The organism is Streptomyces sp. NPDC059248, from assembly GCF_042753905.1.
GTDB lineage: Bacteria > Actinomycetota > Actinomycetes > Streptomycetales > Streptomycetaceae > Streptomyces.
The window spans coordinates 40,456-52,723 of sequence record NZ_JBHYZV010000058.1; the positions used below are offsets into that span (position 1 = coordinate 40,456).

The following is a 12,268-nucleotide window of genomic DNA, read 5'->3' on the forward strand; positions in this document are numbered from 1 at the left end:
CGAAAACGACACCCCGAGATCTTCGGGGAGCGGAATCCGGCCGGATCCGGTCGCTCCCGATCGGCCCCGGTCACCCCCTCAGGAGGCGAGGCGGCGCATGGCGGCACAACCCCGTGAATCGGAGTCCGGACTGCCCGTCGAGCCGGTGTACGGCCCCGGCGCCCTGACCGGCTGGGACCCGGCGGAGAAGCTGGGCGAACCGGGGACGTACCCCTTCACACGCGGGGTGTACCCGACCATGTACACCGGCCGCCCGTGGACGATGCGGCAGTACGCGGGCTTCGGCACCGCCGCCGAGTCCAACGCCCGCTACCGGCGGCTGATCGCCGAGGGCACCACGGGTCTCTCCGTCGCCTTCGACCTGCCCACCCAGATGGGCCACGACTCCGACGCGCCCCTCGCCCACGGCGAGGTCGGCCGGGTCGGGGTCGCGATCGACTCCCTCGACGACATGCGCGAACTCTTCGCGGGCATCGGGCTCGACCAGGTCTCCACCTCGATGACGATCAACGCCCCGGCGGCTCCGCTGCTCCTCCTCTACCAACTGGCCGCCGAGGAGCAGGGCGCCCCGGCGGACCGGCTGAACGGCACGATCCAGAACGACGTCCTGAAGGAGTACATCGCCCGGGGGACGTACATCTTCCCGCCCGGACCGTCGCTGCGGCTGGTCGCGGACACCTTCCGGTACTGCCGGGCCGAGCTGCCGCGCTGGAACCCGATCTCCGTCTCCGGCTACCACATGGCGGAGGCCGGGGCGTCGCCCGCGCAGGAGGTCGCCTTCACCCTCGCCAACGCCGTCGCCTACGTCCGTACGGCTCTCGCGGCCGGGCTCACGGCCGATGAACTCGGCCCCCGGCTGTCGTTCTTCTTCGTCGCCCGCACCACCCTGCTGGAGGAGATCGCCAAGTTCCGGGCGGCCCGCCGGATCTGGGCCCGGGTGATGCGGGACGAGTTCGGCGCCCGGGACCCCAAGGCGCAGACCCTCCGCTTCCACACCCAGACGGCGGGGGTCCAGCTCACCGCGCAGCAGCCGGAGGTCAATCTGGTCCGGGTCGTGGTCCAGGCGCTCGGCGCGGTCTTCGGCGGCACCCAGTCCCTGCACACCAACGCCTTCGACGAGGCGATCGCGCTGCCCACGGAGCGTTCGGCCCGGCTGGCGCTGCGGACCCAGCAGGTTCTGGCGTACGAGACCGATGTCACCGCGACCGTCGACCCCTTCGCCGGGTCGTACGCGATCGAGAGCCTCACGGACGCCGTGGAGACGGAGGTGGTCCGGCTGATGGACCGGATCGAGGAGATGGGCGGGGCGGTCGAGGCGGTCGAGCGGGGGTTCCAGAAGGGCGAGATCGAGCGGAACGCGTATCGCGTCGCCCGGGAGACCGAGGACGGGGAGCGGGTGGTGGTCGGGGTCAACCGCTTCCGGCTCCGGGAGGGGGAGGAGGAGCGGGCGTACGAACCCCTGCGGGTCGATCCCGGGATCGAGACCCGCCAGAAGGACCGGCTCACTGCGCTGCGGGCGGCGCGGGACGGGGCGGCCGTCACATCGGCGCTGGCGGAGCTGCGAACGGCGGCGGCCGGGCTCCCGGTCACGGCCCCGGAGCCGGGCCCTGAGCCGGGGTCGCCCGGGACGAACACGCTGTATCCGATGAGGGAGGCGCTACGGGCCGGGGCGACGGTGGGGGAGGTGTGCGGGGTCCTGCGGGAGGTGTGGGGCACGTATCAACCGCCGGCGGCGTTCTGACCTGCCGGAGCCGTGGCGCCAGAGCAAGGGACCGCTGGAGCAAGGGACCGCCGGAAAAAACGGCTGCGGGGTTGTCGGACACATGTGCGACACTCGCGTGATGCTGGGCGTCATCGATCTTCCGACCTATCTGGCCGGACTCGTACTGATCATTCTGCTGCCGGGGCCGAACTCGCTCTACGTGCTCTCCGTCGCGGCCCGCAAAGGCGTGCGGTCGGGCTATCGCGCCGCCGCCGGTGTGTTCACCGGCGACGCCGTGCTGATGGTGCTCTCGGCGGCGGGCATCGCGTCTCTGCTGAAGACGAACGACCTGCTGTTCGGGATCGTGAAATACGCGGGCGCGGGCTATCTGACCTGGCTCGCGGTGGGCATGCTGCGCGCGGCCTGGGGCATGTGGCGCGACCGGCGCGACGCGGCGGAAGCGGTCACCGCCACCGCCGACGAGATACCCGAGCCGGTGGAGCGCCCGTTCCGACGGGCCCTGGTGATCAGCCTGCTCAACCCGAAGGCGATCCTGTTCTTCATCGCCTTCTTTGTGCAGTTCGTGGACCCGGCGTACTCGTATCCGGCGCTCTCGTTCGCCGTCCTCGGGGGCCTCGCGCAGATAGCCAGCGCGCTCTACCTCACCCTGCTGATCTTCACCGGTACGCATCTCGCGGAGGCGTTCCGGCGTCGTCGGCGTCTCTCGGCCGGTGCCACATCGGCGGCCGGCGCGCTCTTCCTCGGCTTCGCGGTCAAGCTCTCCCTCAGCGGCACCTGACCCCGGCGGCCCGCCTCCACCGCCGCTCACCCCGGCGACCGGGCCCACTCCACCACGTCGCGTACCCCCGGGTCGGGATCCCCGGCCACCCGGGGTCTCACCCGCGCGCGCCCATCCACCCCAACGCCGCGGCGCCCCGCCCGGCCAGACCCGCAGTGGCCTGGTGACCTGCGGTTCCCGTGCCGAATGGAGCAAACGCCGGCGGGCCACCCGCGTGCGGGGCGGTGGCGCCTCTGTTTGACTGAGCGGATGATCCCCGTCGCGCGAGGGAGCACGACCCATGCCCATGGCCACTGGAAGAAGCCGGGCCGCTCTCGCCTCTCTGGCCGCCGCACTGGTGACCGCATTCCTGCCGCCTCCATCGCCGTCTGCTGCCACCGCACCAGCCGGTGGGGCCGGCGGGCAGGAGCATGCGCGGACGCGGGCCGCGATGGACCGGGCGGTACGGGATGGTGCGCCCGGGGTCCTCGTCACCGTGGCCGACGGCCATGGCCGGTGGGTGGGAACGGCAGGGGCAGCGGACCGGGACACGAAACGCCCTCCCTATCCGGCGGACCACTTCCGGGTCGGCAGCATCACCAAGACGTTCACCGCCACCCTCGTACTCCAGCTGGAGGCGGAGGGGCGGCTCAGTATCGACGACACGGTGGAGAAGCATCTGCCCGGGGTGGTCCGGGGCCACGGTCACGACGGCCGCCGCATCACCGTCCGACAGCTGCTGAACCACACCAGCGGTGTGTACAACTACCTCAACGACCCCGCCCTGCACCAGATCGGCCCGATCTGGCTGAAGCACCTGCACGAGACCTGGACCCCTGAGGAGCTCCTGGCCGTCGCGATGTCGAAGCCACCCTCGGCGGCCCCCGGCGAACGGTTCGTGTACTCCAACACCAACTACCTGCTGGCCGCGCTGATCGTGGAGAGAATCACCGGCCACTCCTACGAGGACGAGCTGCACCGGCGCATCATCACCCCCCTCCGGCTGCGAGGCACCAGTTCGCCGGGTACCCGCGAGACGCTGCCCCGCCCGTCCGGACGGGCTTACTCCACCGCTCAGATCCAGGCACCCCTGCCAGGCGTCGACGTCACCGAGTTCAACCCCTCACCCCTCCGCGCCAGCGGGGAGATCATCAGCACGGCCGACGACCTCAACCGTTTCTACAGCGCCCTCCTCGACGGTCGGCTGCTGCCCCGGGCGCAACTGAGGGAGATGACCACCACCATCTCCGTGGGCGCCGACGCCTACGGGCTGGGCCTCTTCCGTATGACCACCTCCTGCGGGGCCGAGCTCTGGGGACAGCGCGGCGGCGGCTACGGATTCGAAGCCCTCACGGTCTCCACCCGCGACACCCGCCACCGGATGACCCTGTATTTCAACACCGACCACCTCGCACTCCAGGACACAGCGGCCAGAAGCATCGCCGACGCGGAGTTCTGCCGGCCCTCATGAACTGGGGCGGCCCCGCTCGCTCGTCAGCGCTCTGCACGCTCCAGTGGTCCGCACGCCTTGCCGAGGTCAGGCGTCCGTAGCCGGTTGGTGGGCGGTGAGCTCGGCCTTTCGCAGCCAGTCGAGGTACCAGCGGGCGAAGGTGACCGGTCGGCCGGTCTGGTCGTGGAGCGGAACGAGGTCGCCGTCGTCCGCCCGCCAGTCGGACCAGATGGTGCCGCGATGGGTGCCGCTGATGATCAGCCACTCCCGCTGGGCGCAGCCGAGGTGGGAGACCACGATGGCGCCGGCGGTGCGCTCGGGGGCGAACAACAGGGCTCCCCAGCGTTCGTCCCACTCTTCGATGGCATCGTCGAAGTCATCGATCTCGTCGAAGTCCTCCTCTTCGGGGCGCACGGCGAGAAGCGCGTCGCGTTCCCGGGGGTCCGGTCCCTGGTCCGGAAAGGGCCGGGCGAGCATGGACGGATCGGCCAGGTGGGCACCGTCGCCTTCCCAGCGCCAGCGGCCCTGCACCCGGCGAACGGGGAAGAGGCCGTACGCGGGACCCGCGCCACCGGCGCCCACGCAGGTGAGGAAGGTCCGGTACTCGTCCGGCAGCCGTACGCCCAGCTGTGCTTCGAGCTCGGCGAGCTGGTCGTCGGCCAGGGGGTCGTCCAGGGCCCACCGGTGTCCCTGCGAGCCGAACACCTTGCCGCTCGACGGCAGGACACCCAGGTCGCGCACACGCCGACGGACACCGCTCCACCGCTGATCAGTCATGCCCAGACCGTAGGCGGAGCCGGTGACATCTGCCCGCCCCCGGCAATGGCATGGCGTCACACGGTGTCCGGGCGGGCGCCCAGGTTCAGTATTCGGGCGGGGAGGTACGGGGAGGACACCGGGACCTGCCAGCCCATGCGGTGGACGTGGCAGACCAGGGCCAGGGCGTCGAGGTCGAGCACCGCGTGATGGGTGTCCGCGCGGTCGCCCGTGGCGTAGTGGTCGCGGTGCTTCTCCAGGGTGTCCGCGAGGGCCAGGGCGAAGCCCTCGCGGTCGCCCTCCACCACCTGGGACAGCAGGGTCACGGGTGGGGTGGGGGTGCGGGTGTGGTCGTAGGAGGCGGCGATGGTGAGGGCGCGGTCGACGGCCGGGACCGGGTCCTCGCCGCGCAGGTAGTCGTGGAGCGCGGCCCCGTACGCCGCGACGTCCGTGAGATGCGGGGCGGCGGCCGTGAAGAACGAGGGCTCCACGAGGACGCAGGCCGCCAGGGACACCCGGTCGCCGGTGATCAGCGCGAGGGCGATGGTCTCCTTCCAGAACCCGGGGTCGCCCGCCTCCCCGGGCCGGGAGGGGACGGTACGTGTCGTGGCGCCCACGGTCACCGGGAGCAGGGTGCCTTTCGGCGCCCGCCCCAGCCGCAGCGCCGCCGCTCCCGCCTCCGTGGCGGTCCGCAGCAGGTCCGGCAGCGCCGGGTCCCGGCCCTCGGGGTCACCCGCGACCCGGTGCAGGAAGAGCCACAGATGGCCCCGCATCACCTGTTCCAGCGCCCGGCTCGCCTCGGCCGGGTCCCCGTCGATGTCGTGGAAGAGGGCCAGCTCGCGCGCCACGTACTCCTCGAAGGCGGAGATCCCCGACCCGCTGTCGGTGCCGTCCCCCGCCGCGTACCGGGCGTACGGGTGCTCCGGGCGGTCGACCACCAGCGGAAGCGGGTCAGCGTCGGGGCGTTTGTGCCGTCCGTACGGCCCCACCCGGCCCGGCGGCGGCCGGAAGCCCGATACCGGACCCCGGGGCAGATACCCCGATTCGACCGGCAGCTCCCACTCGTGCCACCGGACCGCCATCGCCGCCAGCGCGATCGCGTCCATCGGGAGCAGTCCGCTCAGCGTCGGACGGCCGTACGACGACTCGACGGCCCGGTGCCGCTCCAACTGCGCGGCCAGGGAGCGGGCGAACCCCTCCCGGTCACCGGTGGCCAGGGCCCGCAGGCTGACCAGCGCGGACCGGTACTGGCGGCCGAGGGTGGGATCCGGGTCGACCCCGTCGCAGATCGTGCCGATCAACTCGGCCCGGTTCGTCTCGGACAGCGGCCCCGCCGTCTCCGGCCACCCTTCCGCACAGCCGTACACATAGATCAGCAGCGCGTGCACCAGCGCCACATCCGGCCGGCTCTCCTGACCGGCGAGTGCGGGCGCCGCCGCCACGAACAGGTCCCCGTTCTCGTCGGACACCCCGGCGACGAACGCCAGCAGGAACGCCTCCAGCCAGACATGCGGCCGGACGGGCGAGCCCGTCCCGCCGGGCAGGGCCGCCCGGTGCTCGACACCCGTGCCCGTGTAGTCGATCCACACCCGGCCGCCCAGGCCCGCCGCCAGCGCCACCGAGCCGACGGCCGCCGACGCGGCCGACTCGATCGCGATCCTGGCGTCCGCGTCCGTCAGTTCCGGATGCGTCACCGACCTCGCCGCCGCGTACTCCACCAGCGACTCGGCGATCAACTGCCAGCCACCCGCCGGGTGCCGGTCGTGCTCCATCATCCGGACGTCGCCCGCGATCCGCCCGGCGAACCCCTCCAGCGCCTCGGAGATCGCCTCCCGCCCCACTTCATGACGCTCGATCCGCACGGCCCGCCGCCCCTCCGCCCCTGGCCCATCGGCCCACCCGCGTGACACACCCATGAGTCGATCTTGCTCCATCAGCATAGAAAGACCCACTGACATCGCGGTTATCACGCAGGGTGACCGGTGCGACCACGTCCGCCCGGCCGCCCGCCCGTGCTTCGAGGGGAGGGGCGGCCGGGCGGCGGCGGCAGCTCAGTCGGCCGGGTCCTTGGGGCCGTCGAACTCCGCGTCGAGCCGTACGTATTCCGGGCTGGTGAGCACCGACTCGTACTCCGGATCGGAGAAAATGAAACTATGTCCGCCCGGATGCCCGGCGAATAGCGTGCACGCGTCATTTTCCGCGCCGGGCGCTCCGTTGTCGGCCGGGCAATCCCGCAGAATCCCCACTGCGGAAGGCTCTATTCCGGTGCTCCAGCGGGCCCATACCGCACCGTCCTCCGCCTCGTCCTGTTCCCGTACGAGGTCGTAATGCGGGCCGGTCCCGTGCGATTCCAGCGCGCACCGCAGACTTGTCATGATCCGAATGGGATGGACCGGCGGATCGGGTGCCATTTCCTGGGTGAGGACGATCAACTGGAGCGGCAGTCTGGCCAGGGCGGCGCAGATCATGCGCTCTTCCCCGGGCTCTTCCGGAGCGCTCATTTCAGCGCCTCCCGGCGGCTTGCCGCATTCGCTTCGGAGACCGCCCGCCGCAGGAGGTCGGCGGGTTCGACCGGGGTCAGGTCGGCCGCCGCCGCGTCCCACTCCAGACCGCCGCCCAACGGCCTGAGCTGCACCAAGCGGCTCATCCTGTCCATCACGCGGCCCACCTTGTGGGTGGCCGAGTCGAGGACCACATCATCGACGGCGGGAATGTACGCGGTCGGCGCCGCGTCCCTGTCGCCGCTCACCGGAGTTTCCTTCGCAGCCCGTGCGCAATGGCTTCGAGTAGTTCCGGTGTCACGGGAGCATAGCCGGTCCTGGGGACCCACTTCGGCGCGAGTTGCCAGGCGCCCCCGGCTTTCAACAATCGATACAGCTCCGCCGATTCGAACATATTGGCGGAGCGGGTGCGGTGCTCGGTCATGGCTCGTTGCCGTATCCCTTCGGCCGTTTACGGACTTCCCGGTTTTCCGGTTTTCCAGGACAAGCTTCGGGCCAACTCGGTAGCCTCCGAAAGGGGGTCGCGAGTGACGTCCCCTAAGGCACGTAGAGGACAAGGAAGTTGCGAAGGAGTGTGGAACGATGGCGAAGCCTTACGGAGAGTGGCTGCGGGAGCAGCGCGTCAAGGCGTCCATGACGCAACAGCAGTTGGCCGACGCGGCGATCATGACGCGGACCCACATCGCTCATATCGAGGCGGGGCGGCGGACGCCGTCCGAGGAGGACGCGAAACGGCTGGACCGGGCGCTCAACACGGGTGACGTCCTGGCCAACTTCCGGCCGGGGGCGGACGCGTACCCGGTGGCTGACCACTTCGAGGCGGCCCTCCAGTTCGAGGGGCAGGCGTCGATCATCCGGGAGTTCGCCCTGTCGTTCGTACCGGGCATCCTCCAGACCCCGGAGTACGCTCACGCGGTGATCCGGACGGCATACCCGCCGATCAGCGCGGAGGATCGTGACCGGACCGTGGTCACTCGCATAGAGCGTTCGCGGATTCTGGCCGACCCTGTGGACCCGATTGTCTGGGTACTGCTGGATGAGAGCGTGTTACGGCGTCCCATCGGTGGGCCGGGTGTGATGGCCCGCCAACTCCACCACATCGCCGACCTGGTGGACCGCGAGCGCATCCGGCTCCATGTCATTCCGTACGGAGCCGGAGCGTATCCGTTGTTGGAGGGCATGGTGTCCCTGATGTGGTTCGAGGATCAGCCGCCCATCGCCTACGTTGAGGGGGTCCGGACGGGCAAGGTGCACGACGTCCAGCCGGTGGTGGAAATCATCCAGGGTCGATACGACCACGCCCTGGCCGAGGCACTGCCGCTGACCGAGTCCCTGGCCCTCGTGCGAGCAACTGCGAAGGACTACGAACGCGATGACAACTGAGCGGATACTTCTCGACGCGTCCGTGCTGACGGGCTGGCGCAAGTCGAGCTACAGCGGCCCTGACAACGACAGCTGTGTCGAGGTCGCGGATGGCTACACCGCCGCGTGGACCGGCTGGCGTAAGTCGAGCTACAGCGGTTCGGACGGCGGAAGTTGCGTCGAGGTTGCCGATGGCTACCCCGTCGTCCCCGTCCGGGACTCCAAGGTCCCGTCCGGCCCGGCCCTGGTGTTCCCGGCCCCCGCCTGGACCGCCTTCGTCCGCAGCCTGAAGGACGGCGTCGCGAGCTGATCCGTACCACCGCCCCCCTCGTCGGCCCCCGCCGCCGAGGGGGGCGCCGGTTTCAGACCGCTCCCCACTCCACGGCGTCCGCCAGCGTCGCGTTGCCGCCGCAGATCACCAGGCCCAGCCGGGCCTCGGGGCCGACACGGTCCACGAGCAGTTGCGCGGCCGGGACGAGACAGCCCGCCGCCGGCTCCGTCCACAGCTTGGCGTGCTCCGCCAGCTCCGTGACGCCCTGCACCGCCGCCGCGTCTGTCACCACGAGCACGTCCTCGACCAGCGCTGTCACATGGTCATAGGTCATTTGTGACACGGAGGGCGCGCTGAGCGTCGTCACGAGCGACGACAGCTCCACCGGTACCGGGCCGCCGGCCGCCAGCGCCCGGGACATCGACTCGGCGCCCGCCGTCTCCACACCCCAGACCCGGATCCCGGGGATCAGCGCCTTCAGCGCCACCGCGACCCCCGTGATCAGGGCGCCGCCGCCGATGCTGACCAGGACGTCCGTCGGGGCCTCGGCGCCGGTCGCCGGGAGGTCCTCGGCGAATTCGAGGCCCACGGTGCCCTGCGCGGCGGCCACCAGCGGATCGTCGAAGGGGTGCACCAGGGTGAGACCGTCCGCGACCAGCCGTTCCATCAAGGCGAACGCCTCGGGCATCGTGTCGGTGAGCCGGACATACGCCCCCGCCGCCTCCGCCGCCGCGATCGACCGGGCCGGAGCCGTACGCGACATACAGACCGTCGCTTCGATGCCGAGCATCCCGGCGGCGACCGCCACCGCCACCCCGTGGTTGCCGCCGCTGACGGCGACCACACCCGCCTTACGCCGGGGCTCGTCCAGGGACAGCAGCTTCGCGAGCGCGCCGCGCGCCTTGAAGGAGCCCGTGCGCTGGAGCAGCTCCAGCTTCGCCGTGACGGGGACCCCGAGCAGCTCCGTGAGCCCCGGGGAGAACACGGTCGGGGTGCGGACCACACGCCCTTCGACGAGCCGGGCCGCCGCGCGCACATCCTCGATACCGATCATTCGGCCATCCTCGCACCGCGCGGTCTCCGGGAGGCGGCACGGACCAGGGGCCTGTACGGTCGGGAAGGAGGCGTGAGCTTACCCACAGGGTCGGATGATCATGCACCGTGCGACGTTTTTTCTTCCCCTGACCGGTTGAACTTTTGTTGATCAGTGGTCAGTTGACCCCCTGCTGGGCCTACTCTTCAACAGGTGAACCAACTGATGTCCCGCGAGTCCGACTCCGAAGGCGAACCGCCCGTCACCGTCGCCCTGCCCGGCACGCTGTCCGAGGCGCTCTGTTCCGAGCTCATCGCGTTCCGCCGCGATCTCCATATGCACCCGGAGCTGGGAAACCAGGAGTTCCGTACCACCACGGCGATCAAGAACCGGCTTGAGCTGGCCGGTCTCGCGCCGCGCGTACTCGGGATGGGCACCGGACTCGTCTGCGACATCGGCATCTGGGACGGGGTGTCGCCGATGCTGGCGCTGCGCGCCGACATCGACGCCCTGCCCATCCCGGACACCAAGACCTCGGTCGCGTACCGCTCCACCGTCCCGGACCGGGCCCACGCCTGCGGCCACGACGTCCACACCGCGGCCGTGCTCGGCGCCGGACTCGTACTCGCCGAGCTGGACCGGGAAGGGCTGCTGCCCGCGCCGGTACGGCTGGTCTTCCAGCCCGCCGAAGAGGTCCTGCCGGGCGGCGCGCCGGACGCGATCGACTCCGGGGTGCTCGACGGCGTCGGGCGGATCATCGCCGTCCACTGCGACCCCAAGGTCGACGCCGGATTCATCGGACTGCGGCCCGGACCGATCACCTCCGCCTGCGACCGGCTGGAGATCACCCTCGACGGTCCCGGCGGCCACACCGCCCGCCCCCATCTGACCACCGACCTGGTCACCGCCGCCGCGAAGATCGTCACCGAGGTCCCGGCGATGATCGCCCGCCGGGTCGACGCCCGCTCCGGGCTCGCCGTGACCTGGGGCCGGATCGAGTCCGGGCACGCCTGCAATGTGATCCCGCAGCACGCCGAACTCTCCGGCACGGTCCGCTGCCTCGATCTGCCGACCTGGCGTGAGGCGCCGGACCTGGTGCACGCGGCGATCGACGAGATCGCCACGGTCCACCGGGCGAAGACGCAGATCGACTACATCCGCGGCGTCCCGCCCGTGGTGAACGACCCCGCCGTCACCGAACTGCTGCGGGAGGCCCAGACCGCCCGCCGCGGCGCCCACACCGTCGAGGACACCGAGCAGAGCCTCGGCGGCGAGGACTTCTCCTGGTATCTGGAGCACGTCCCGGGCGCGATGGCCCGGCTCGGCGTCCGCCGCCCCGGCGACACGGTCCGCCGCGATCTGCACCGCGGCGACTTCGACGTCGACGAGGAGGCCATCCGGGTGGGCGTCGAACTCTTCACCGCGGCGGCGCTCCTGAACGCCCGCGACGAGAAGGACACCCCGTAGGCCGTAGGCCGTAGGCGGTATCGGGGATACGAGCCGGAGGGCGCCCGCACACCACGCGGGCGCCCTCCGTCGTCCCCTCTTACGGGGCCGACGTCCTCACTGGTCCCGGTCCCGGTCCGCTCAGCGGTAGTCGATGTCGACCCGGCTCGGCACGGACAGGTCGGAGCAGTACTTGACGGACCGCTGGCCGTTGTGGACCCACTGCCCGTACTCCACCCGGCCGGGGCACCAGACCTCGACCCGGATCCGCTGCGTCGCGCTCAGGCCCGAACACTGGGCCCAGCCGTACTTGTCCGCACCGCCACCGACGCCTTTGGAGCAGTCGGGGGCGAGGACCGCGGCGGGCGCCGCGGCGATCGGCGCGTTCGCAGCCGACGCCGTGGGGCTGAACGCGACAACACTCGCGGCGGCGGCGAGGCCGACGAAGGTCTGCTTCATGATGTGGCGCACAAAAGCCTCCGATTGAGGGTGTGGAACGGCACCCCACGTCGGTGCCGGATAGGCGTCTGACGTGGGGGATCGCTCCGAATGGTTGTAGTGGCCAGGTTGTATCAACGGCGCGGCGCCGGTCACAAGCAGTCGACCGGTTATCACGCGGCGTACGAGATCGGCTATCACCGGGACCGGCGGGCTATCACGCACCGCGACGGAGCCGTCCGCCCCTGAATTCCCGGGCCGTGGCCCAAACCTCTTTCACGAAATCCCCCCACCGCTACCCCGAGGACCGGGACCGGCTTTCGCGCGGTGATAGGGCGCCGGGCGGCGGCTCCCTCCGGCCGGACGGCGGCTCCCCCGGCCGGAAGAGCCACGAGCCCTGACCGGAAGAGCCGCGAGCCCCGGCCGGCCGGACCGCCTAGGGCGTTTCTTAGCGATCACCTCGCGGCCCAGATGTGGATGGCCGCGAGGTGTAGGGCTGCCCGGTAGATCGTTGCCGTCTTGTCGTAGCGG

Annotated in this window: 12 protein-coding genes; 6 read left to right on the top strand and 6 right to left on the bottom strand. The window is 71.0% G+C overall.

The window, feature by feature from the left end; genetic code table 11:
* Positions 1-97 precede the first annotated feature (97 nt).
* The 3 genes from ACFXG1_RS23450 to ACFXG1_RS23460 all read left to right on the top strand — a co-directional run bounded on the left by ACFXG1_RS23450 (position 98) and on the right by ACFXG1_RS23460 (position 3,951).
* Positions 98-1,741 carry a methylmalonyl-CoA mutase gene (locus ACFXG1_RS23450; protein WP_384744398.1) on the top strand — a complete coding sequence of 548 codons (1,644 nt, stop codon included), beginning with the start codon at positions 98-100 and terminating at the stop codon, positions 1,739-1,741.
* A 100-nt stretch (positions 1,742-1,841) separates the two neighbouring features.
* Positions 1,842-2,501: a leucine efflux protein LeuE gene (gene leuE, locus ACFXG1_RS23455; RefSeq protein ID WP_384719186.1), complete on the top strand. Its 660-nt coding sequence runs from the start codon at positions 1,842-1,844 to the stop codon at positions 2,499-2,501.
* Positions 2,502-2,787: 286 nt separating this feature from the next.
* Positions 2,788-3,951: a serine hydrolase domain-containing protein gene (locus ACFXG1_RS23460; RefSeq protein ID WP_384744400.1), complete on the top strand. Its 1,164-nt coding sequence runs from the start codon at positions 2,788-2,790 to the stop codon at positions 3,949-3,951.
* A gap of 66 nt (positions 3,952-4,017) precedes the next feature.
* On the opposite strand, the gene ACFXG1_RS23465 is transcribed toward ACFXG1_RS23460, so the two are convergent.
* From ACFXG1_RS23465 to ACFXG1_RS23480, 4 genes are all read right to left on the bottom strand, one after another.
* Positions 4,018-4,707, bottom strand: coding sequence for an SMI1/KNR4 family protein (locus ACFXG1_RS23465; RefSeq protein ID WP_384719182.1), 690 nt, complete (start codon positions 4,705-4,707; stop codon positions 4,018-4,020).
* Positions 4,708-4,763: 56 nt separating this feature from the next.
* Positions 4,764-6,548: an Imm49 family immunity protein gene (locus tag ACFXG1_RS23470; RefSeq protein ID WP_384744402.1), complete on the bottom strand. Its 1,785-nt coding sequence runs from the start codon at positions 6,546-6,548 to the stop codon at positions 4,764-4,766.
* 189 nt (positions 6,549-6,737) lie between these two features.
* Positions 6,738-7,187, bottom strand: a complete 450-nt coding sequence (locus tag ACFXG1_RS23475; RefSeq protein WP_384719093.1) for a hypothetical protein — start codon at positions 7,185-7,187, stop codon at positions 6,738-6,740.
* Complete coding sequence (locus ACFXG1_RS23480; RefSeq protein WP_384719091.1) at positions 7,184-7,435, bottom strand: hypothetical protein; 252 nt, start codon at positions 7,433-7,435, stop codon at positions 7,184-7,186. The genes ACFXG1_RS23475 and ACFXG1_RS23480 overlap by 4 nt, the downstream gene beginning before the upstream one ends.
* 334 nt (positions 7,436-7,769) lie before the next feature.
* On the opposite strand from ACFXG1_RS23480, the gene ACFXG1_RS23485 reads away from it, so the two are divergent.
* Both ACFXG1_RS23485 and ACFXG1_RS23490 read left to right on the top strand, forming a co-directional pair.
* Positions 7,770-8,570 carry a Scr1 family TA system antitoxin-like transcriptional regulator gene (locus tag ACFXG1_RS23485; protein ID WP_384719089.1) on the top strand — a complete coding sequence of 267 codons (801 nt, stop codon included), beginning with the start codon at positions 7,770-7,772 and terminating at the stop codon, positions 8,568-8,570.
* Positions 8,560-8,859 carry a DUF397 domain-containing protein gene (locus tag ACFXG1_RS23490; RefSeq protein ID WP_384719087.1) on the top strand — a complete coding sequence of 100 codons (300 nt, stop codon included), beginning with the start codon at positions 8,560-8,562 and terminating at the stop codon, positions 8,857-8,859. The genes ACFXG1_RS23485 and ACFXG1_RS23490 overlap by 11 nt, the downstream gene beginning before the upstream one ends.
* 52 nt (positions 8,860-8,911) lie before the next feature.
* Here ACFXG1_RS23490 and ACFXG1_RS23495 read toward each other — a convergent pair whose 3' ends face one another.
* Entirely contained in the window at positions 8,912-9,874 is a 963-nt protein-coding gene (locus ACFXG1_RS23495; protein ID WP_384719085.1) for a threonine/serine dehydratase, read from the bottom strand.
* A gap of 204 nt (positions 9,875-10,078) precedes the next feature.
* Here ACFXG1_RS23495 and ACFXG1_RS23500 point away from each other — a divergent pair, with 204 nt between their 5' ends.
* Positions 10,079-11,320, top strand: a complete 1,242-nt coding sequence (locus ACFXG1_RS23500) for an amidohydrolase (RefSeq protein WP_384719095.1) — start codon at positions 10,079-10,081, stop codon at positions 11,318-11,320.
* 120 nt (positions 11,321-11,440) lie between these two features.
* Here ACFXG1_RS23500 and ACFXG1_RS23505 read toward each other — a convergent pair whose 3' ends face one another.
* A complete protein-coding gene (locus ACFXG1_RS23505) occupies positions 11,441-11,770 on the bottom strand; it encodes a hypothetical protein (protein WP_384744405.1) in 330 nt (109 codons plus the stop codon).
* Positions 11,771-12,268 lie beyond the last annotated feature (498 nt).